We start from the raw sequence: 21,116 nt of genomic DNA on the forward strand, positions 1-21,116 counted from the left end.
CCAGCCCGGCGGGGATACCGGAGACCAGCATCGGAGCACCCTCGGCCTGCTCGATCACCGCCCGTGATTGCGCGTCAGCTGACCGGTGTCGTCGTGCAGGCGGTCCAGGACTCGGGCGACGCGCGGGTGATCGTCGGGATGCTTGTGGGCCAGCAGCAGTTCGGTGGTCAGGGTCACCTTGCCGGGTTGGTAGCCGTGCATCCGGGCGACGGCGTCGGTCCATTCTTATCGCTGCCCGGTCAGGAAGAACCGGAAGCTGCCCACCCGTTGCGCGCGTCGAATGGACGGTCGATTTCGGGCTTGCCGGGCAGGGTCTGTTCTGGGTTCGACGACAATTGTGGGGCGAGCCGTTGACAGGTTCGACACGAATGGATGGAGGGAAGGCTAGTTTCGTCCCGTTCCGCCGTCGGGATCGAGTGTGCGGATCGTTCGTCCGGTGGTTGCTCTGGGGTGATGTCCTCAGATGGTGTAGCGCAGCAGAGATACGCCGTTCGGGAAGCCGCGGGCCTCCACCAGCTGCAGCGTCGGCAACTCGTACCCGTCGGGGAACAGACGTCGTCCCCGACCCTGGACGGCGGGGTACACGAACAGCCGGTACTCGTCGACCAGGCCAGAGACGATCAGGGCGTGGGTCAGCGTGATGCTGCCGGTGACCACGATATCGCGGCCCTCCTTCCCCTTCAGATCCCGCACCTGGGTGATCCAGTCGCCCGTGAGCACGGTCGAGTTCCGCCATTGGGGGTCGGCCATGGTCGAGGAGACGACGTACTTGTGGATCTGGTTCAGCTCGTCGGTGATCCCCGTCTGGTCGTCGGTCTGTTGGGGCCAGTAGCCGCGGAAGTCCTCGAACGTCTGCCGACCCAACAGCATCGCATCCGCGTGCTCGGACTGCCGGCGGGTCGCCTCGCGCAGTTGCGGATCCTGGTCCGCGGGATCGAACCAGTCGCCGAGCATCTCGATGGAGCCGTCGAGGGTGATGTTCTGGGTGATCGCGAGTGTCCTCATATCAAGTACTGACCCCGCTTCGGCCGGAAAATCATCGCCAGCAGAAAACAGCCCCACCCGTGCCGTTGCGATCCAAGCACTGACGGCCCTCGACTTCATCGCGGCGCGAGGGGCGTGTCTGGGCTTCAGGTCGACCGGCATTCTGTGATCGGCCATCCATCGGGTCGTCATCTGGATCGGGTGAACTGGGCCTTGGACGGTTCTTCCACCCGTGCCCCGGGCGATATCTGTCTGCGCGAAAGGCTCCCGGGCGGTGGATGGTTACTGACTCAGCCCGCCTGAGTCTGAATCAGGTCGGTGAGGACAAACACGTGTCAACCCCGATCGCTGCCCCGGCCAGTAGCAGTATCCACCACATCAGGTCTGTGTCGGAGAGCGCGGCGTCCGACGTCGTCGAAGTCGGATTCAAGAGCTAGCCACGAAGGGCGAGACAGCGGTCTACGCGTCCACACTCGACCACGTGATTGCTCCCGTTCGGCGAGATCGGTCGGTGGCAGATTCTCGATCCCGGACTCGCATCGGAGAAGGCAGTCCGCTTCCGTCAAGAACCTCCAAGCCCACTGCACCAGCCTACAAAGCAACTCTGGGAAGAATTCGTTGGTGTCCGGGGCGTGGGGATGTCATGGTGCTCGGTGAGGAGGTTGTCACGCCGTTGAGCGGGCGGGTTTGCGCTTCGAGCAGATGGCGTAGATCGTATTCAGCAACGGCCACCAGGAAGCGGCCTCTCGAGAAATATCAGAGAAATATCAGGAGTTGGCCGATTTCCCGAACGGCTGAAACGAAAGCCGGATTTCCTGGCCCACAATTGGATGGCTGTCTGGTTCAGGCCTCGTTCCGGAAACACGCAGATACGCGTTCCGCCCCGAGAGATGCGGCTCGATATCGCTGATCCGGATCGGAGTGACTCGGCCTGATGGATACCGCCGGACCTGAAGTGCAATTCTAAAGTCTGTCGTCGCTGCGGCCAACCAATGTTGTTAATTGCCAAGGTAAGCCGCGCTCGTTCTGCCTGAAGCTTGGGGCGTCGTGAGTGTGGAGCTTCAAGAGGACCGTGACTTCCTGCCCAGATCGGCGATGAGCTGGGGACGGTGAATTGTCAGTTCGGGTGAGCTTCCTGATTACCGGGAGAAGCCGCCTGCCGTTACTGTGTGCGTTCGACGGTTGCCCGGCGAAGAAGGAGACACATGGCGGTATCACCGAGGGGTTCAGAAGGTTCGGCGAGGAAGACAACAAGGGAGATTCGTGAGTGGGCGATCGGGGCGGGGCGCGAGGTGTCATCCCGGGGCCGGATCTCGGCCGAGCTCGAGCAAGCCTTCCATGACGCTCAGGCGAAGAAGGTTCAGACAAGAACGCCGCCGGTAAAGAAGACGGCCGTGAAGAAGCGGGTCGCGCCGAAGGCGCCGGTCACGAGGACGGCCGTGAACAAGGCTCCGGCGAAGAAGTCGTCCAGGGAGATTCGTGAGTGGGCTATCGGGGCGGGGCGCGAGGTGTCTTCTCGCGGCCGGATTCCGGCCGAGCTCGAGCAAGCCTTCCATGACGCGCAGGCGAAGAAGGTTCAGACGAAATCGGCGCCGGTAAAGAAGACAGTTGCGAAGAAGACAGTTGCGACGAAGGCGGCTGCGGAGAAAACGGTCGTGAAGAAGCCAGCCGCGGCGAAGGCGCCGGTCACGAGGACGGCCGTGAACAAGGCTCCGGCGAAGAAGTCGTCCAGGGAGATTCGTGAGTGGGCGATCGGGGCGGGTCGCGAGGTGTCTTCTCGCGGCCGGATTCCGGCCGAGCTCGAGCAAGCCTTCCATGACGCGCAGGCGAAGAAGGTTCAAGCGAAAACGGCGCCGGCGAAAAAGGCCGCTGTGAAGAAGATCGTCGCGAAGAACGCTCCGGCGCGGAAGACGGTCGTGAAGAAGGCAGCCGTGACGAAGGCGCCGGTCACGAGGACGGCCGTGAACAAGGCTCCGGCGAAGAAGTCGTCCAGGGAGATTCGTGAGTGGGCGATCGGCGCGGGTCACGAGGTGTCTTCTCGCGGCCGGATTCCGGCCGAGCTCGAGCAAGCCTTCCATGACGCTCAGGCGAAGAAGGTTCAAGCGAAAACGGCGCCGGCGAAAAAGGCCGCTGTGAAGAAGATCGTCGCGAAGAACGCTCCGGCGCGGAAGACGGCCGTGAAGAAGGCAGCCGTGACGAAGGTCCCTGCGAAGACGACGACACCCGGGAAGACACCCGCGAGGAGGGTGGCCGCGAAGACGACGGCTGCGGAGAAGACAGTGGTGAAGATGGCTTCGGCGAAGAAGTCGTCCAGGGAGATTCGTGAGTGGGCGATCGGGGAGGGGCGCGAAGTGTCCCCTCGTGGCCGGATTTCGGCCGAAATCGAGCAGGCCTTCCGCGACGCTCAGGCGCAGATGCCGGTCGCGGTCGGCTGAAACGGGTGGTGTCCACTATTAGGGATTCATCGGCGCCTGTTCGTCGCGGTTGGTGTGGGCACCGCGCTCGGCCGAGCAGACCGCGACTATGGCACCTGCGTTGCCTGTGTGGCTAGGCACGGGTCCGCGTGCACCGATCGAATTGTCTCCGATGGCTCAGCTTCCGAAGACGGTCCCACCCCACCCGGTTGCCGGGTGTGGTGGGTGTGGTGGTTGGCGGGTCGGTGGGCGTAGTTGTGTTGGAAGCGACCGAGACGGTGTCGTATTGCCGTGATGTACGCGTCGACGCTGGTGGGCGTGGCGGCGATGAGTTGCCCGGTGCTCGGTAATCCGGACCGTCGCGATGATCGCGTGGGTGGCGGTGTCGATGACGCTGACCGCGTTGGTGGGGGTGCTGTGGGCGACGTAAGCGGTGTGTTCGTCGGGTGCGATTACGTCAATACCGCCTGCGTCAGCCCAACGGGAATGGTTGCGGTGACGAAAAACCTGTTGGCGGATCACGGCGACCACTGCTACTTTTCCGGAGGCCGTGCCAGAGAACGAGGAGGTGGTACCCGTGAACGCAGTATCGACATGGGTGCTCCCCTCTGGGGTCACGGTCGGGCGATAGGTCGTCCGGGAGCGCCGTTCAAGTGCACTCTCGAAAGGCACGACAATGCAATTCACCTCCGAACAGCGCCTCGACGACGGCGTCCTCGAACGCGAATTCACTCTCGGCGAGATCCCCGGCATCCTGTGGACGCCCAAATCTGCATCCGCACCGGCACCGCTGATCCTGGTCGGCCACCCCGGCGGACTCCACATGATGTACCCCCGGTTGGCGGCCCGAGCCCGGCACGCCGCGGCGGAGGGCTTCGCCGCGGCCACCATCGAGCTCCCTGGGAGCGGTGACCGCCCCCGTTCCGCCGCCGCCGAGCAGGCCCGCGCCGACCTGCGCCGGGCGCTGGATGCCGGCGAGCCGGTCGACGACGAGATCGTCGACCGGCTCGTCCTCCCGCTGGTCGAAAAGGCGGTCCCGGAATGGCGGGCCGCCCTGAACGCCCTCCTTTCGCTGCCCGAGATCGACGGCCCGGTCGGGTACTCGGGAGGGGTGATCGCCATCGGCATCCGCCTGGCGGTGGTCGAATCGCGCATCTCGGCCGCCCTTCTGTTCGCCGGGAGTTTCGTGCCCCGCACCATGTTCGAGGAGGCCCGGCAGGTCACCATTCCACTGCAGGTCCTGCTGCAGTGGGACGACGAAGGTAACGACCGGCAACTGGCCCTGGACCTGTTCGACGCCTTCGGCTCCAAGGAGAAGACGCTGCACGCCAATATGGGCGGGCACACCGGCGTCCCGCAGTTCGAGGGGGACGACGGGAACCGGTTCTTCGCCCGGCGCCTGCAGTGAGGCCGGCCCGTCAGGTCGGCAGCAGAGGATAGGAGCTGTCGGGCCAGCAGATGTACAGCCCCCCGATCGCGTCGGTGCCGGCCATCGGCCGGTCGGGGCGGCGCGGGACCACCAGCGGCCAATCAGCTGGGCCTACGCCGTGATCTGCTCAGCGCCAATGGCTGTTACCGGTTCACGGCTCGGGTGCATAGTCCGGGCTGTGAACGAAACCCGTCCGGTCGGTCAGCGAAGGGGCGACCGACACCGGTGATGGATGATCGGCGGTACGAGCGGCCCGACCGCGCACTCGAACCGCGGCAGTACCTCCGCGGCGGTACCTCCGCGGTCGTTCACAGATCCGACGTCGCCACACGTTGTCTCTCCGGCAGGCCGCTGAGCGATCCGCTTGCGGAACCACCGGTCCGGGGCGGGCTGTCGGCCAGACTGTCTCGCTGGTGGTCAATTCTGCGGGACGCCACGGGCGTGATCACTCCAGCGCAGATATTCCGGGTCCTTCGAGGTCATCGAGCGCCGACTTGCGCCCTGATATTGCCATGAGCAGTGACAGTGCCGGGCCGCGGACTTCTGGGCCATCTCCGATCGACACGTCTGCGTCGGTGGCACGCAACTGGACCGAGGCAATGAGTTGCTTCGCACCGCCCAGGGATACCGGGGTGCGCGCCTGATACTGCAACGACCTGATGACCGCCTCCGATGGATATGTACGGGTGATGCCCAGCGGCCGTCGGATGTCTTCGCCGTGGACGACCTCTTCGACCAGCCTGCTGTCGAGCGGGGCCGGCGGCGTCGACGTTCGTGTTGCTACCTGCTCGAGCCGGGCGAGCGTTTGGCGGGGCGTGGCGCCGCGTTCGCGTTCGACGCCCTGGGCGTTCTGGCGATCGAAGTTGAAGCGCGCCCGGGCCATGTTGCGCACGATGCCGAGGCGGGTGGTCTTCGCGTTGTTGATCAAGTGTGCGGCGACGTCGTGCACGGTCCAGTCACCACAGAGTGAGGGGTGGGCCCACTGGGCGTCGGTGAGGTCGGTGAGGTCATCGATCAGCGCCGCACGCTCCGCGTGCACGATCGGCCAGACATCATTCATGAAACCAGTGTGACAAATGCTGCCCGTCACCGATTGCATTGGGCCCGACGCCGTCCCGACCCAACGCCGAGGACGATCGAGGCCGTCGTGCCGCAAGCAGGATCGTCGTCTGGAACGCCGAGCGGAGCACCGGATGACGATTCACTTGCGGAACCAACCATCCGCCGGCTACTGACGGCCGAATTTTCCCCGCTGGTGGTTCCTCAATCGAATCCAACCTCCAGGAACTCGGCGATATGATCGGTCCGTGCTCAATCGTCTGATGGAGTCATGACACAGCGTCTACTGACGGTGCCGATTGTGTTCAAGTCCGATGCGCTGCCCTACACCGCGCCGTTCCATCTGGGAGGCCAGATCGGGGTCCATCTGTCCTGGACGCCCACGCTGGGACGGTGGTGGCGCATTCTTGCGGAGTGATGGCACCTCACCACCTTGTTGCCGATCTAACATGTGCGGGATGAACCCCCTCCGGACCTCCCCGTCAGGATCCGCTTTCGACGGAAGGACTTGTGATGATCGGTGACCGATGGGGCGTGACCGATGACGAGGTTGCCCGTCGTTACCCGTGCGACGAGCTGGTCCCAGTTCCCGTGCTGCAGGCTTGGCGAGGCGTCACCGTGCACAGCACGCCCGACGGACTGTGGCCGTGGGTCGCGCAGATCCGACTGGCGCCGTACTCCTACGACTGGATCGACAATCTCGGACGCCGATCGCCACGGCAGCTGCGCGCATTGCCGGAACCCACGGCTGGTCAGCACTTCACGGCCTCGGGGAATCGTCCCCTCGGGCGCATCCTCTCCGTCTCCACGGCGGAACAGCTCACCGGCGGGATCATGGGTGCGGTGATGTCGTACGTGCTCGTTCCGAACGGCGACTCGACGCGCCTGCTGCTGAAGATCGTCATGGTGAAGGGCCGCTGGCTCGCGCCACTGATCTCCGTCGGCGACCTCGTCATGGCCCGCCGTCAACTGCTCAATCTCAAGCGGCTGGCCGAGCAACCCACGGCCCCGTCGGCCTGACGTGGAACTGAGGCACTGTCACCGTCAGGGATCCGCTATCGGTGAGGGATCGCTGCCTGCGCTTCTGTTGTTCTGACCAGGGCCGCGTTCGCCATGCTGTTTCGTCGGGTACATGACCGTTGGTGGACCTAGTGCACCCCAGGCCGTCGCCCGGGCGGTCCGGGACGACGGCAAGATTATCGGATCATGTGAATCCGAACGGTTCGAAGTCACTGTGGGGACCGAAGCCATGGGGACTACACCGCAACCGGTGACTACGAGTTGCGACCAGATGGTTCGCGAGCAACCGCCTATCTCTGCCGTGGACGCCTTTGACGGGAGCTCCATTAGAGGCTCGGAAACCTGCAGATTCCACAGCAGGCCGTGCCTCGAGGAGCACGACATGACCGCGACCTACACCTTCGATGTCCTTTCCAGCCTCGACGGTTACGGCGGCATCAGCGGCGGCGACTGGGGCGGTTGCTGGGGCAAGCAAGGCCCCCGAGTTGCTCGACCACCGCCTTGCCTTGTACGAGACGGAGCTGCGGATGGTTCTCGGCGCCAACACCTATCGGGAGTTCGCGCAGATGCTGGCCTCGAGCACCGAGGAGTCCGAAGTGCGTGATCCGTGGGCCACCTGGATGAGGAGCCTGCCGGCAACGGTGGTGTCGACCACCCTGCGTGGACCTCTCGACTGGCGAGCTCGTGGTGGATCGTCGTGTCCCTGGATGGGTAGGGTGTGCCGGTGATTGTCGCTGTCGAAGGGCCCAGTGCCGCCGGGAAAACCACGTGGTGCCGCGCGGTCCCGGGACAGTTCGTCGTCGAATACATCCCGGCAGGGCAGGAACCGGACGGATCCGATCCGGAGGAGCAGGCGGCCTGCTGGCCGCAGGTCAACGCCAGCGGTGGAGACGGGCGCTGACCTTGGAGGACGCCGGCGGTGTGGCGGTGTGTGACAGTGACCCGCTGAAACTGCATTACAGCTGGTGCCTGGCCGCAGTGGGTGCGGCACCGGTCACGCGGTTCGAGCACGAACTCGCCGCAGTCCGGCAGATGTTCACGGAGCGTCGTCTCGGATTCGCTGACGTGGTGTTGTTGTCGATCCCCGATCCGCAGCAACTGGCGACGCAACGCAATGGCGACCACACCCGCCGGCGCGGTCATTTCGACTTGCATGCCCGACTCTCCGAACCACTGGCCGAATGGTACGCAGTCCTGGACCGACTCGACCCGGGGCGCGTAGTCGACGGCTTCCCGTCTGAGCTCGGCGTAGCGATGCTGGCACCACCGCGCCCAGACCGCCACGACACGGAGCTGTTGGAAGTATTGGTCGACGAGCTGCCCACTCTGTGATGCATCAACACCTTCGCTGACTCTCTGAATCGATCGCCGATCCGCGAGCGGGTGAGTTCATCAGTGGACTCGCAGAGCGGCTGCTGCCGTTGATCGTGCAAACGTTGGCGGCCCGGCGCTCATGTCCTGCTCGCTTCTCCAGGAGCCATGCGTGCGTTTCATGGTGGAGGCATACCCGGCTGCTGAGGCACTGTCCGCCAAGGGTATTGACGCAACCGAGAGCACGTGTTGTCGCACTCCAGTGCGTGCACGCGCGCAATTAGGTTGGTAGTGAATGCATTTCACGTGCCGGCTGCACCATCGGATGTGCGGAGGATTCGCACCTGTCAAGATCGGTGATCATTGTGCTCACCGTGCGACTATCGGCGTGTGGTGAGGAACAGTGGAGCGATTGACACCGCCGCTGGGCGACTCGCCCAGGCGTGGGAGGTCGATCCGCTATCGTCGACGGATGAGCGATGACGCGACTCCGTCCGGTCCAACCCGCGCTCCGACGAGCACCCGGCGGGCGGTGCTCAACACGATGAAGGGCTCGGCAGGAAACCTCGTCGAGTGGTACGACGTGTACATTTACACGGTCTTTGCCACGTATTTCGAGGCGCAATTCTTCGACGAGAACGACGAAAACTCCACGCTGTACATCTATGGAATCTTCGCGGTCACTTTCGTCATGCGACCGGTGGGGTCCTGGTTCTTCGGCCGGTTCGCCGACCGTCGTGGCCGCAAGGCTGCCCTGATGCTCAGTATCACCATCATGTCGTCGTGCTCCTTCGTGGTGGCGGTCATGCCGACACGCGAAGTCATCGGGTATTGGGCGGCGGTGATTTTGGTCCTCGCTCGGCTTGTTCAGGGATTCGCGACGGGTGGGGAGTACGGCACCTCGGCGACGTACATGTCCGAAGCGGCGACCGCGAATCGGCGCGGCTTCTTGTCGTCCTTCCAGTACGTGACCCTCGTGGGTGGTCACGTCCTCGCGCAGTTCACGCTCCTGATCGCGCTCAGCGTTCTCGATGTCGAGGCGTTGAACGATTGGGGATGGCGGATCGGCTTCTTCATCGGCGGCATCGCCGCCCTGGTTGTGCTGTGGATTCGGCGTTCGATGGACGAGTCGCTCAGCGAGTCGCATCTGAAGGCCATCCGTGCGGGTGAGGACCGGACGGCGGGGTCCTTGACGGCGTTGTTCACCGAACACTGGCGTCCGCTGCTGCTGGTGTTCCTCATTACCGCGGGTGGCACGGTCGCGTTCTACACCTACAGTGTCAACGCGCCGGCGATTGTGAAGTCCACCTTCGGGGCCGACCAGGCGCTGACGGCGACGTGGATCAACCTGCTGGGGCTGATCTTTCTGTTGCTGCTGCAGCCGGTCGGCGGCCTCCTCAGCGACCGCGTCGGGCGCAAGCCGCTGCTGATCTTCTTCGGTGTGGGTGGTGTCCTCTACACCTATGTCCTGCTCACCTTCCTGCCGCAGACCACCTCGCCGCTCTTGGCGTTCGCGCTGGTTGCGGTCGGCTACGTCATCCTCACCGGGTACACCTCGATCAACGCGATCGTGAAGGCGGAACTGTTCCCCGCCGACATCCGTGCCCTGGGTGTGGGACTGGGCTATGCGCTGGCGAACTCCGTCTTCGGCGGTACGGCGCCGGTACTTTTCCAGGCGTCCACATCGGCCGGGCACGTCGGCTGGTTCATCTCCTACGTGACGGTCGTGATCGGGGTCAGCTTGCTGGTCTACATCTTCGGGCTGAAGAACAAGGCGGTCACGGTGCTCGATCGCGAGCAAGGGAGCGCCTGGGGCGTGCGGGTGTCTTCGGGGCTCCGCTGAGTTGATGCCCGCGGTCCGGGTTCCGGGGGAGCGGTGCCGGCACCGTTGGCCTGTGTCGAGCCACTACCGGCCTGGAGTGCCTCGACCGAGGTCGACGTTTCAGCGAGGTGGGACGCGGAGACCCCGCTCCTGGTCCGCACGCCTACACCGTGCACGAGGGGGCTGTCGTCACCCCCTACCATTCTTCGGTGACCGATTACGACGATCTCGACATGTTCGGTGGCCTCGACGCCTCCACCCTGCCATCGCGCCAGCAGCGGATTCTGGCAACGATCCGGGACTGGGTGGCTGCACACGGATGCACACCGAGCACCCGACAGATCGGGGACGCGGTGGGCCTGCGGTCGACATCGTCGGTGTCGAAGCATCTGAAGAGCCTCGAGGAAAAGGGCTTTCTGCGAAGGGGCACGGCTATGGCTCGGCAATTGGACGTGCGCCCGTTCCTCGCCGAGGCGACGCGAGGTCGCTCGTCCGAAAACAATGTGACGGTCCCGGTCGTCGGCGACATCGCGGCAGGCGCACCGATCCTGGCGGAGGAGCACGCCGATGAGATCCTGACCCTCCCTCGCGAGCTCGTCGGTTCCGGCACCGTGTTCGGGCTGCGGGTCCGCGGTGAGTCGATGATCGACGCCGCGATCTGCGATGGCGATGTCGTCGTGGTTCGTCGCCAGGACGAAGCCCATTCCGGCGAGATCGTTGCCGCGATGATTGATGGCGAGGCCACCGTGAAGGTGCTCCGGCGCCGCGATGGCCACGTCTTTCTCGAGCCCCGTAATCCTGCTTATGCCGTGATTGACGGTGACGACGCAGTCGTGCTGGGCAAGGTGGTTTCGGTGATGCGCCGGATCTGAGGATCGGGCAACCTCAACGGTGCCACGCGCCTCGGGGCTGGTTCTGCAATCGTGTCCACTTCCTCGACAGCTGCTGCCCGGCCACACAAGAATGGTCGGGCAGGAGTTCACCGGCTGACCGCAGTCATCACGCGTCGTCGTCTCACCCGCCCTGATCGGCCGCCAGCGCAATGCCAACCGAGGCGGGCACGGGGGCAACCGGAGCCTCCTCCGACGACTTGTCCACCATCACCGGCATTGCCTGCCTCCACCGGCTCGACGGGCTCGTTGTCAGGATCCACTGCGGCTCCCGCCCACCATCGGAGTGCGGGACTGCTGGTAGCCCGCGCAGCGCGTTGCGCGCGGAGGCGATCCTCAGGCCCGGGTTCTGCGTGACGCCAAGCGGCTCGCGAGGAAATCCTCGCGCAGGATTTCGCCTGGTGATCGGCCACGATTCCCCAGCACAACTGCGTGTTACTTGAATTCTCATGAAAATGCCGAGACATTCAACATCAATTCAGTGGATGCGGCGACCTGAGCGTCGAGTCGGTGGCGAGGTACGCTGCTGGTTCTGCGATTGCTTCCGTAACCGACTAATGTGCCGGGCGGAACACAGTTGAGGCAGAGCGCAAGGGTGAGTTCTGGCACCCGGGATAAACACAATTGCTCTCTAATCGATTCGAGATTCGATTGGAACAGGATATAGGAGTAAAGAAAGGATGACGACATCCGGAAGCGATGCGATATTCGATACTCTCTTGGAATCGGCTAAGCGCCTCTCATTCGATCCCCGGGACCCCGTGGTTTGCCAACCCGATGCAGATGGCACCGAATTTCACGGGATGACACCCGAGTGGTCGCCTCTCTTCGGCACCGCTACGTGGGACTCCATGACCGAGTCGGAACGCGTCCGGCTCACCAGAAGCGAGGTCGCGCAGTTCCTGGGCGTCGGAATCTGGCTGGAGGTGGGATTGCAGGTGGCATTGCTGCGGGCCAGCCACAGTGCGGACCCCGCCCGCTCGGACGTCAAGTTTCTGTTCAACGAATGCGCCGACGAGAACCTGCACTCGTTGATGTTCGTCAACGTCATCGACAGCATCGGATCGCACTTCTATCGACGCGACCGCTCACTGGACTTTTTCGGATGGCTGTTCAGGACCATCGCATGGGACGAGGTGGCATACGGAATCGTTCTGGCTGGCGAAGAGATCTTCGACGTCATGCAACGCGACTGGATGGCGAGCGAAGACGTCGCCGCGCCCATCCGCAGGGCTTGCTATATCCATGTTGTCGAGGAATCCCGGCACATGGCGTACGCGCGTCAGAAAATCCGGACTCGGTTGATAAAGATTTCGCGCGTTCGACGGTTTATCAGCACCCTGATCATCGCGATGGGAACGCATCTCGTCGCGAAGAGCCTGATCAATCGTCGAATGTACGAGGACCTCGGCCTGGATTGGAAGGTAGTGGGGCCGGAAATCGACGCAAACGAACACCACCGGATAATGTTCCGCAGGGCCGCAGAACCGTTTATCGAATTCCTGAGCAGAGAAGGGCTGCTGAATTTCGGCGCGCGATGGATCTACCGAAAATCGAATCTTCTCTGAGCAAGCAGGAGTCGTTGTGACCCACGTTGTCCTGGGGCATTGTTGTAAGGATGCCTCGTGCGTGCGGGTGTGCCCGCAGAATTGCATTCACCCTGCTCCCGGCGAAGCGGGTTTCGAGTCGGCCGAGACGTTGTTCATCGACCCGCGCTCGTGTATCGATTGCACCGCCTGCGTCGAGGCCTGCCCGGCGTCTGCCATCAAACCCGAGTGGACGTTGACCGTCACCGAACGGCCCTACGCGGCCCGCAACGCAGAGTTCTTCGAGCAGGCTCCCGCCAAGTCCCGGCCCCGGTCGCGACGGATCCGCTTCGAGCAACCGCTGGGCAAGCCCAGCGAGATGCGGAAGATCGCCGTCGTCGGATCCGGGCCGGCGGCGATGTACACGATTCGCGAACTCCTTCGGCGATCGACCTCGGTACGCATCACCATCTTCGAACAGCACGGCGAGATCGGGGGCCTCCTGCGCCGGGGCGTCTCCCGGGACCACGTCGGCGTTCGCGACATGATGCGGCTCTTCGACGTGCCCTTCAACGACGATCGCGTCACGATCCTCCACAACACAGAAGTCGGTGTGGATGTCTCGGTCGAAGATCTCCGGACCAGATTCGACGCCATAGTGCTCGCGTGTGGCGCTTCGCAGCCGCGGCGACTCGGACCCACGACCGCGGATCGCGGCGAGGGTGTCTATGAGGCCATCGACATTCTGGTGGCCGAGAACTGTGAGGCGTCCGGTTTTCGCCCGCGCGGGCCACTGGGGCCGAGATCCCTCGTGATCGGGGCGGGCAACGTCGCCTTCGATGTCATCCGATGGATGGCCAGGGCACGCGACCGAGGTGCCGCGGCCCAAGCGGTGACGGAGGTGGTGGTGTTGTCGCGATCGGCCCCCGATCGCGCCTCCTTCACGCCGTCGGCGTTCTATGAGCTTCTGGACCTCGAGAACGCCGAGGTGCTGATCGACCGCGCCGGCCGTCGGCCGGGCGCCGGTGCCGATGCCCCGCTGCTACGTGACATTTCCGCCCTGCCCGCTGCCGACATTTCCGCGGCAGATGGCCGGACCACCACGGACGTGGGCAGACTGCGCGTTGTGTTGTCCTTCGGACAGGAGGTGACCGATCTCGGGAAGACAGTGGCCGGCGGCGTCGCCGTCACCACGACGACCGGTCGGACCTTCCTCGCGGACTCCGCGATATGCGCCACCGGATTCACGACGAAGCCGCTCGACGGCATCCCCGTGAACGAGCGGGGGGTCGTGCCCAACCGCCGAGGTCGTGTGATCTCTCTCGAGACGGGCGAGCCGCTCGACGGACTGTACGTCGTCGGATGGGCGAAACGAGGCGCCGTCGGCGGCGTCGGCGACAACCGTAGCTGCGCCGCGGGAACCGTGACGCAACTCGCCGCAGACCTGCACTCGCGGGTGTGACCGGGCGCCCGATTCGACTTCGATGGCGCAGCCGCCGCAATGAGTCTGCTGGTCGAGGACGGCCGGATCACCCGCATCTACGCGATCAGCAACCCCGTACAAACTGGGGCGGTGACCGTCCTGCGGTGGGTGTTCGACTTGGAGTGCACGGCTCGTCTACGGCGACGAGCCGGACTGTGCGGGTCGGCTCACGTCATGGTCACGCTCCCGGTGACGAAGAACGGCGCCATGTTGCCGAAGCAGAAGGACGGTCACGTTGGACCTCTTCGTGAGGCCGCCCAGTTTGCCGACGCCGGCGGTCACGGAGTGTCCGTGTGTGGCGTCCGAAGGGCGCCGAGATGTCGGATTGTCTTGTTCCTGAGCTGTCGGTTGTTCTTTGGTTCCCGTGCCGACTTCTGGTCTTCGATCTGCCGGATCAGCTCATGCTTCGCTGCGCCGAGAGCCTGAACCAGGTGGGGATCGGTGGCGGCCGCCACCAATGGCGGAAGGCCGGGGAGCGTCGTGCGTAACGTGACTCGCTGTTCTTTGCCGCCTCGGTCTTTCACCGAGATTTCCACGTCCACATCGCTCGGGTCCCAACGCCCGAGGTGCGGTGCGAGCGCCGACAACACCTCTCGCACGTGCGCGCGGTCCTTCTCTTTGAAGCCCGCGCCCATGTGGAGCGTGTGCTCGTCGAGGACGTCTCGTCGCTTGTCATCCGTTGTACTCACCGTGGCCTCATCTCTGGACTCTCACCTCGACGGTAGACCCTTTCCGTGGATAGTCGTGCGAGGTGTGAGTGCGACGTGCGACCGGAGCAACCGCAAATCGGTTTCGCCAGTGGCCGCTCCGAGCGATCCGGGCACATCCTCACCCACGCATTTCCCAAAAAGGTTAGCCACCGCATAGTTATGCATTGATCCGGCTCATCTCTCGTTCAGTCGATTCCGGGACACTGATCCGCGAGAGACCTCATGCAGGGGTTGACTTGCACTGCATCGCAATCCGGCGGCGGTGCGGATAGAGATCATTCATCCGACGGTTGGGCACTGTCCGGTAAACGTGTGTCGCCTACGGCTACGGGTACGGCGACCGTGCGGCGAGCCCCTGTGCGGCCGCCGCGGCGCGCACGGCGTCGATCACCAGTTGCAGCGGCGGTCGGTGCGCGGCCGTCCCCCGATGGGCGATGGAGATCGTTCGAGTGAGCGGTTCGGTCAGCGCGACGACGTCCATTCCTGGCGGGCGCAGCGTCAGTCCGAGATCGGAGACAAGGGTGACTCCCAGGCCTGCGGCAACCATCGCGAGTGCCGTCGCCTGCTCGCCGACCTCATGGTTGATCCTGGGTTCGAATCCGCAACGCTGACAGGCCAAGCGCACCGCGCGGCCGAAATGCGACTTGGGTCCCGCAAGGATCCAGGGATGCTCAGCGAGATCCGCCAGCGCTATGGTTCTGGCGGACACCGTTCCCGGAGGCAGTGCTGCGTGCAGTCGTTCCACCGCGATCACCACTCTGGTCAACTCCGGGTCCCACTGCATCGGGTAGTCGGAATAGTCGATCACGAACGAGAAGTCCAGCGAGCCGTCCTGCACTGCCACTGCGGTATCTTCCGGCGCGAGCTCCCTCGTTCGCACCTCGATGCCGGGATGCTCGGCGGCCAGCAACGTCAGCGCACTCGGCACCAGGCTCGACGCGACGGACGCCCACACTCCAACGGTCAATCGGGCGGTGACCCCTTCCTGCGTTTGCTCGAGAGCGGTCGTCGCGCGGTCCACCGATCGCATGATCTCCTCAGCGTGCTCGGCGAGGAGCAGGCCGATCTCGGTGAGCTGTACCCGCCGACCGCGCCGCTCGAATAGCTTTGCGCCGACGTCGCGTTCGAGCTGGGTGAGCTGTTGCGATACCGCGGATGTGGTGTAGTGCAAGGCCAGCGCCGCGGCTGTCACGGTGCCTCGGCGGTGCAACTCCCGAAGCATCCGCAACCGGCGCAATGACAGCTCCATGCCGCCAGCCTAGGCATCCATTCCCAACCGTCCAACCGGACCACGCGTTGCGCTGTGTAGAAAGCGTGAACGCAATCATCCAAGATTCGTAACTGGACGCCTGGTCACCAGCGCGCGCACTCTGGCGTCATCGGCTGAGTGGTCGTGGCGACGAAGATTTTCTGAGGACGATTGGGGTAAATCGAGGTGACTACGACGACGGAATGCGGGTTCGGGCGCACCACCGAGCACCTGGAGTATGACCACCGTGCGAACACTGCGACGCAGCGCCACATCGATGTGGCGACCGTGCACCGCGGTGAGCCCCTGTTACGTGTGACGTGGTCTGATCCGGTCACCGGAGCTCATGGTTACCTCGTCGTGCACACGTTGGTGTCCGACCTGGCGACCGGGGGCACCCGGATGCGGGCAGGCTGCACGATGTCGGAGGTCGAGGATCTGGCCAGAGGCATGGCTGCCAAGACCGCGGTTTTCGACTTGCCTGTCGGCGGCGCTAAGGGTGGCATCGACTTCGACCGGAAGGACCCCCGCGCCGTCGGTGTTCTGGAGCGGTTTTGTCAGGCGATGCGCCCGTGGCTGGCCGCGCACTGGGTGACCGCGGAGGATCTGGGGGTGCCGCAGCATCTGCTCGACGACGTCTTCGCGCGACTCGGCCTTCAACAGTCCTACCATGCGGCGATCAGCCGTGCGGAGGATCCGCAGGGGACTCTGCGCCGGGTACGGGCCGCGTTGAACGCCCCGGTGCCCAGCGGTTTTCTGCTGGGCGATGTGATCGGCGGTTACGGAGTCGCGCAGGCCTGCATCGGCACGGTGCAAGCATGTGGGTGGCCTCAGGCCGAAACGACGGTGGCCATCCAGGGCATCGGGACCATGGGGGGCGGCGCGGCCTGGTATCTGTACGAGGCCGGTATGCGCGTGATTGCTGTCGCCGACGCCCTCGGCACGCTGTACTGCCCTGACGGCCTGGACGTTCCCGCGCTGCTCGACCTGCGGGACGGCTACGGCGAGATCGACCGCTCCCGCGTCCCCTCGCATGTTCAGCGGTTGCCGAGCGCGGCTGTGATCGCCACTGAGGCAGACATCCTCGTCCCGGCCGCGATCTCATATGCGATCACGACGGACAACGTCGACGAGGTCGCCGCGAAAGTCGTGATCGAAGCTGCGAATGCGGCGACGACCCCGCGCGCCGAGGCGGTGCTCACCGGCCGGGGCATTCCGGTGGTCCCCGACTTCGTCGCCAACGCCGGAGCAGTCGCCTGGGCCTGGTGGGTGCTACTCAGTCAGGTCGGCACCGATCCGGAGGACTCGTTCCTGCGGTTGCGTACCGAGATGCTGGCCAAGGTCGCGTTGCTGCTCGGCAAATGGATCCTGGACGGCGTGGCGCCACGGCAGACCGCGTGGGACCTCGTCGCGGCCAACCGCAGTGCGCCGGCTCCCGCCGATCCTCCGGCAGTGCCGGCGCTCACTATCCCGTGAACGGTGGGCGGTGCGGTCCCGTTGGCTTCCCGGACCATCCCTCCCGGTGGGCTCGCCGCGTGTGACGGATCGGCTTCCTGCGGCGGTGGTCCAGTAGGCGGCGACGAGTCCTCGATTTCCTGAAAGTCATTGTCCAGGATCGGGTCGTGCCTGCAGCGCCGGCGCGGCGGCGGCCAGCAGCGCGTCGCGGTCTCGGTTCAACGGGGGATAGATGCGTTCGGTGTTGATGGTGACCTTGGTGGCTTTGGCCTGCGCGCCGCGCGACACCACCTGACGGTCCCACCCCTCGGTGTACACCGCGCCCGCCGGTCCCAGGTCGAGAACGGTGGCGTACCAGGGGATCCGGAGCGGGAGCATAGGCTCCCCGAGCAGGTCGCCGATGACGTTGTAACCCGCGTAGCGGCCCATCGGGCGCCCGTGCTGGCACGACATCACCGACAGGTGGTCGTCGTCCACCCGCGCCGCGGCGACGTCACCGGCGGCGAATACTCCGGGCGAACCGATCACCCGCAGGTAGTCGTCGACCGGCAGGCGACCGAGCCGGTCGCGCTCGCCACCGAGCTGTGCGGTCAGCGGATTCGCCCGCATGCCCGCACACCAGACGACGGTGCCCGCGGCCAGCACCTCTCCGGAGGAGAGCGTCACGCCGTGCTCGTCGACAGATGCGACGCCGACACCGGTCATCGTCTCGACGCCGTTGTCGGACAGCGCCGCTTCGATCACCGGTCGCGCCGATGAGCCCATGTCGGAACCGACGTAGGGGTTGTGGTCGATCAGCACCACCCGCGGTTCGACGTTGCGTCCCGCGCACACCTTTGCCAGCCTTCCGGGCAGCTCGGACGCAGTTTCGATGCCCGTGAGGCCGGCGCCGACCACCACCGCGGTCGCCGCGTTCACGTCCGCTCGGCCGTCGGACAGCGCGGCCAGGTGGCGCTGTAGCTTCATCGCGCCGTCGTACGTGTCCACGTCGAAGCCGAATTCCCGCAAACCGGGGATATCGGGCGTCGCCACCCGACTGCCCAGAGCCATGACCAGACGGTCGTACCTCTGCGTGCGCTGTGCCCCGCGGCCCGAGACGGTGACGGTGCGCGCCGCGGTGTCGATCGCAGTCACCTCGGCGGCGATGTGCCCGACGTCGACCGGGTCCAGCACATCGCTCAGCGGGATACGGCACGCGCTCAGGTCTGCCTCGTAGTTGCGGACCCGGATGTCGTGGAACGGCTGCGCACTGATCACCGTGACATCGACGGTGCCCGTCGCGTGGAGTTCGTCGAGCCGCCGCGCCGCCCCCAGCGCGGCCCATAAGCCGGCGAATCCCGAGCCGAGGACGAGGACGCGGTTGGGTTCAGTCACCCTGCCATCGTGCCAGGTCTAGGGCGGGTGGCGGGCCGGCTCGAATCTGTCCGTGGCTGAAATCTATGCGCACCACACCAGGAAGATCAGCATGGTCCACAGTTGGGGCTATGGCGGGGGTGGGGGTTTGTCAGGCGTGCGCAAAGTCCAGGATCTTCCTTGCCCGTTCCGCGACGGGGAGATCGACGAATTCGCCCGTGGCCAGTCGCACCGCGGCTCCGCCGGCGTTCTCGAATGCCTCGATGACTTGTCGAGCCCAGTCGATGTCGTTCTGTCGCGGACTGAAGGTGGTGTGGATGGCCGGAAGCTGAGCGGGGTGGATGGCGGACTTGCCGAACAGGCCGAGGTCACGGCTGTGGGTGGCCTGGCGGACGAGTCCGTCGGTGTCGTCGATGTGCGGGTAGACGCTGTCGATCGGTGGGGCGATGCCGGCGGCGCGGGCGGCGACGACGAGGTGGGAGCGCACGTACTGCATAGGTGCGTCCCCCTTCCCGGTGCCGAGGTCCTTCTGCAGGTCGATACCGCCGAGGGCGATATGGGTGACCGCGGGGTGCTCGGCGATCGCAAAGGCGTTGGCGACGCCTTTCGCGGTTTCGATAGCACAGATCAGGGGTCTTCCGGGGGCGCGGTCCGCGACCCAGTGGATGTCGTCGAGTGTTTCGACCTTGGGGATGCGGATGCCGTGAGCCGATGAAGCGACAGCATCGAGGTCGGCTCCGGCGAGTTCGGTGCCGGGCGCGTTGATCCGCACCCATGCGGTGTGGGTGGTGAGGACGAATGCGACATTGTCCCGCGCCGTCGACTTCTCGGCGGGCGGCACCGCGTCTTCGAGGTCGAGGATGACGGCGTCTGCGCCGGCGTCGAACACCTTGCCGAGGAGTTTTCGGTTGTGGCCCGGGGCGAACAGGTAGCTGCGGTCCATCAGAGGACCCCCTTCTCGGCGAGTTCGGACAGTCGGTACGGGTCGATGTCGAGGGCTTCCCTGTAGAACTGTTGGTTGTCCTGGCCGAGTCGGCGGCCGGCGAAGTTGATCGCACCGGGTGTTCCGAGCATGCGGATCATGAGGTTCTGCATCTTGATCGGGCCGAGGTCGTCGTCGTCGACGGTGGTGATGCAGTCGCGGTCGAGGACGTGCGGATCGTTCATCAGTTGCGCGACGTCGTAGATCGGTGCCAGCGCGGCGCCCACGCGTTCGAATTCGGCCGTGACTTCGTCCAGCGGCCTGTCTGCGATCCATTTCGCGACGGCCTCGTCGAGAAGGTCGCCGTTTCGGCTGCGTTCGCCGGCGGAGTCGAACCAGGGTTGTTCGACGACGTCAGGGCGGCCGACGAGGCGCATGACGCGCGCGGCGACGGAGGTGGCGCTCGCGGAGATGGCGACCCACCGCCCATCCTTGGTGAGATAGGTGTTGCGTGGGGCGTTGTTGGGGGAGCGGTTGCCGTTGCGACCGGCGATGGTGCCGAGCTGGTGGTACGCGGTGGGGCCGGGGCCAAGGATCCCCAGCAGCGGTTCGAGCAGAGACAGGTCGATGACCTGCCCCTTTCCGTCGCTGTCCGGGCCGTTGCGGTGCAGCAGCGCGGTCACCACACCGAATGCGCCGGCGAGTCCGGCGACACCGTCGGCGAGACCGAAGGGCGGCAACGTCGGCGGACCGTCCTCGCAACCCGTTTGGTGTGCGAATCCACTCATGGCCTCGGCGAGGGTCCCGAATGCTCGGCGCTCGGCGTAGGGACCGGATTGGCCGAAGCCGGTGACCCGCAGCATGATCAACCCGGGGTTGAGGTCGTGGAGCCGGTCCGGTCCCAATCCCCACTTCTCGAGGACACCGGGGCGGAAGTTTTCCACCAGAACGTCGGCATCGACGACGAGGTCGCGGAGCATCTGCTGACCCTCGGCGGTGCCGAGATTGAGGGTGATGCATCTCTTGTTGCGCGAGATCACCTTCCACCACAGACCGTGGCCGTCCTTGCGTGCTCCGTGTGAGCGGGCGGGATCGCCTGTGGGGTGCTCGATCTTGATGACGTCGGCGCCGTAGTCGCCGAGCATCATGGCAGTGATCGGTGCGGCGTAGACGGTACTGATGTCGAGGACGCGAATGCCGTGCAGGGGGCCACGCGTCGGAGAATGGCGGGTGCCTGTGCTGGCGTCGGCCTGGTCGTCAGGCGAATGGACGTCACTCGGGTGTGCAGTCATAGGCTGTCCTCACGCGTGGGGAGTGGATACGGTGGGCGGCACTCGACATCCGTCGCCGTGGGCGAGCAACGTCCGACGGTGCCTGTGCGAGCCGGTGTCACGGGGCGGCCGGAGAGTGTTGAGCTGCCACTGCCGCCATCTCAGACTGACACTCGCACGGTTCAACTACAATCACGGATGTATCGACAGGTGTTAAC

General features: G+C 65.1%; 19 protein-coding genes and 1 pseudogene. 12 read left to right on the forward strand and 8 right to left on the reverse strand.

Annotated features, from left to right (window positions below; genetic code table 11):
- Positions 1-54: 54 nt before the first annotated feature.
- Positions 55-201 carry a hypothetical protein gene (locus HGB39_RS15780; protein ID WP_005564901.1) on the reverse strand — a complete coding sequence of 49 codons (147 nt, stop codon included), beginning with the start codon at positions 199-201 and terminating at the stop codon, positions 55-57.
- Positions 202-459: 258 nt separating this feature from the next.
- Positions 460-1,005, reverse strand: coding sequence for a dihydrofolate reductase family protein (locus HGB39_RS15785; RefSeq protein WP_005564900.1), 546 nt, complete (start codon positions 1,003-1,005; stop codon positions 460-462).
- A 1,184-nt stretch (positions 1,006-2,189) separates the two neighbouring features.
- Between HGB39_RS15785 and HGB39_RS15790 the strand changes: the two genes are divergently transcribed.
- Positions 2,190-3,419 (forward strand): Lsr2 family DNA-binding protein, encoded by a 1,230-nt coding sequence (locus HGB39_RS15790; protein WP_043788857.1) that lies wholly within the window; start codon positions 2,190-2,192, stop codon positions 3,417-3,419.
- A 655-nt stretch (positions 3,420-4,074) separates the two neighbouring features.
- Positions 4,075-4,806, forward strand: coding sequence for a hypothetical protein (locus HGB39_RS15795; protein WP_064080425.1), 732 nt, complete (start codon positions 4,075-4,077; stop codon positions 4,804-4,806).
- A gap of 466 nt (positions 4,807-5,272) precedes the next feature.
- On the opposite strand, the gene HGB39_RS15800 is transcribed toward HGB39_RS15795, so the two are convergent.
- On the reverse strand, positions 5,273-5,887 hold the full coding sequence (locus HGB39_RS15800) for a maleylpyruvate isomerase family mycothiol-dependent enzyme (protein ID WP_005568853.1): 615 nt from the start codon (positions 5,885-5,887) through the stop codon (positions 5,273-5,275).
- Between the two features lie 270 nt (positions 5,888-6,157).
- Here HGB39_RS15800 and HGB39_RS15805 point away from each other — a divergent pair, with 270 nt between their 5' ends.
- From HGB39_RS15805 to HGB39_RS15840, 9 genes and pseudogenes are all read left to right on the forward strand, one after another.
- On the forward strand, positions 6,158-6,304 hold the full coding sequence (locus HGB39_RS15805) for a hypothetical protein (RefSeq protein ID WP_155756031.1): 147 nt from the start codon (positions 6,158-6,160) through the stop codon (positions 6,302-6,304).
- A 95-nt stretch (positions 6,305-6,399) separates the two neighbouring features.
- The gene (locus HGB39_RS15810; protein WP_005568854.1) at positions 6,400-6,906 is read left to right on the forward strand and encodes a hypothetical protein; all 507 of its coding nucleotides are present in this window, start codon (positions 6,400-6,402) and stop codon (positions 6,904-6,906) included.
- A gap of 382 nt (positions 6,907-7,288) precedes the next feature.
- A pseudogene (locus tag HGB39_RS38705) lies at positions 7,289-7,583 on the forward strand (dihydrofolate reductase family protein); the annotation flags it as partial.
- A 47-nt stretch (positions 7,584-7,630) separates the two neighbouring features.
- Complete coding sequence (locus HGB39_RS38710; RefSeq protein ID WP_245371787.1) at positions 7,631-7,807, forward strand: hypothetical protein; 177 nt, start codon at positions 7,631-7,633, stop codon at positions 7,805-7,807.
- Positions 7,808-7,833: 26 nt separating this feature from the next.
- On the forward strand, positions 7,834-8,238 hold the full coding sequence (locus HGB39_RS38715; RefSeq protein ID WP_240482820.1) for a hypothetical protein: 405 nt from the start codon (positions 7,834-7,836) through the stop codon (positions 8,236-8,238).
- A gap of 451 nt (positions 8,239-8,689) precedes the next feature.
- Positions 8,690-10,060 (forward strand): MFS transporter, encoded by a 1,371-nt coding sequence (locus HGB39_RS15825; protein ID WP_005568856.1) that lies wholly within the window; start codon positions 8,690-8,692, stop codon positions 10,058-10,060.
- A gap of 188 nt (positions 10,061-10,248) precedes the next feature.
- Positions 10,249-10,911 carry a transcriptional repressor LexA gene (gene lexA / locus HGB39_RS15830; RefSeq protein WP_043790831.1) on the forward strand — a complete coding sequence of 221 codons (663 nt, stop codon included), beginning with the start codon at positions 10,249-10,251 and terminating at the stop codon, positions 10,909-10,911.
- 698 nt (positions 10,912-11,609) lie between these two features.
- Complete coding sequence (locus HGB39_RS15835) at positions 11,610-12,497, forward strand: AurF N-oxygenase family protein (RefSeq protein ID WP_043790833.1); 888 nt, start codon at positions 11,610-11,612, stop codon at positions 12,495-12,497.
- A 16-nt stretch (positions 12,498-12,513) separates the two neighbouring features.
- The gene (locus HGB39_RS15840) at positions 12,514-13,917 is read left to right on the forward strand and encodes an FAD-dependent oxidoreductase (protein ID WP_043790835.1); all 1,404 of its coding nucleotides are present in this window, start codon (positions 12,514-12,516) and stop codon (positions 13,915-13,917) included.
- A gap of 299 nt (positions 13,918-14,216) precedes the next feature.
- On the opposite strand, the gene HGB39_RS15845 is transcribed toward HGB39_RS15840, so the two are convergent.
- Positions 14,217-14,573 carry a hypothetical protein gene (locus HGB39_RS15845; protein WP_005262506.1) on the reverse strand — a complete coding sequence of 119 codons (357 nt, stop codon included), beginning with the start codon at positions 14,571-14,573 and terminating at the stop codon, positions 14,217-14,219.
- Between the two features lie 400 nt (positions 14,574-14,973).
- The gene (locus HGB39_RS15850) at positions 14,974-15,897 is read right to left on the reverse strand and encodes a LysR family transcriptional regulator (protein ID WP_005262508.1); all 924 of its coding nucleotides are present in this window, start codon (positions 15,895-15,897) and stop codon (positions 14,974-14,976) included.
- Between the two features lie 186 nt (positions 15,898-16,083).
- On the opposite strand from HGB39_RS15850, the gene HGB39_RS15855 reads away from it, so the two are divergent.
- The gene (locus HGB39_RS15855) at positions 16,084-17,373 is read left to right on the forward strand and encodes a glutamate dehydrogenase (RefSeq protein WP_005568862.1); all 1,290 of its coding nucleotides are present in this window, start codon (positions 16,084-16,086) and stop codon (positions 17,371-17,373) included.
- Positions 17,374-17,499: 126 nt separating this feature from the next.
- Here the strand turns inward: HGB39_RS15855 and HGB39_RS15860 are convergent, their stop codons facing one another.
- From HGB39_RS15860 to HGB39_RS15870, 3 genes are all read right to left on the reverse strand, one after another.
- On the reverse strand, positions 17,500-18,726 hold the full coding sequence (locus HGB39_RS15860; RefSeq protein ID WP_005568863.1) for an NAD(P)/FAD-dependent oxidoreductase: 1,227 nt from the start codon (positions 18,724-18,726) through the stop codon (positions 17,500-17,502).
- Positions 18,727-18,856: 130 nt separating this feature from the next.
- On the reverse strand, positions 18,857-19,648 hold the full coding sequence (locus HGB39_RS15865) for an HpcH/HpaI aldolase/citrate lyase family protein (RefSeq protein ID WP_005568864.1): 792 nt from the start codon (positions 19,646-19,648) through the stop codon (positions 18,857-18,859).
- The gene (locus HGB39_RS15870) at positions 19,648-20,919 is read right to left on the reverse strand and encodes a CaiB/BaiF CoA transferase family protein (protein ID WP_005568865.1); all 1,272 of its coding nucleotides are present in this window, start codon (positions 20,917-20,919) and stop codon (positions 19,648-19,650) included. The genes HGB39_RS15865 and HGB39_RS15870 overlap by 1 nt, the downstream gene beginning before the upstream one ends.
- Between the last annotated feature and the right edge of the window lie 197 nt (positions 20,920-21,116).

Source organism: Rhodococcus opacus (assembly GCF_012396235.1).
GTDB classification, from domain to species: Bacteria; Actinomycetota; Actinomycetes; order Mycobacteriales; family Mycobacteriaceae; genus Rhodococcus_F; species Rhodococcus_F opacus.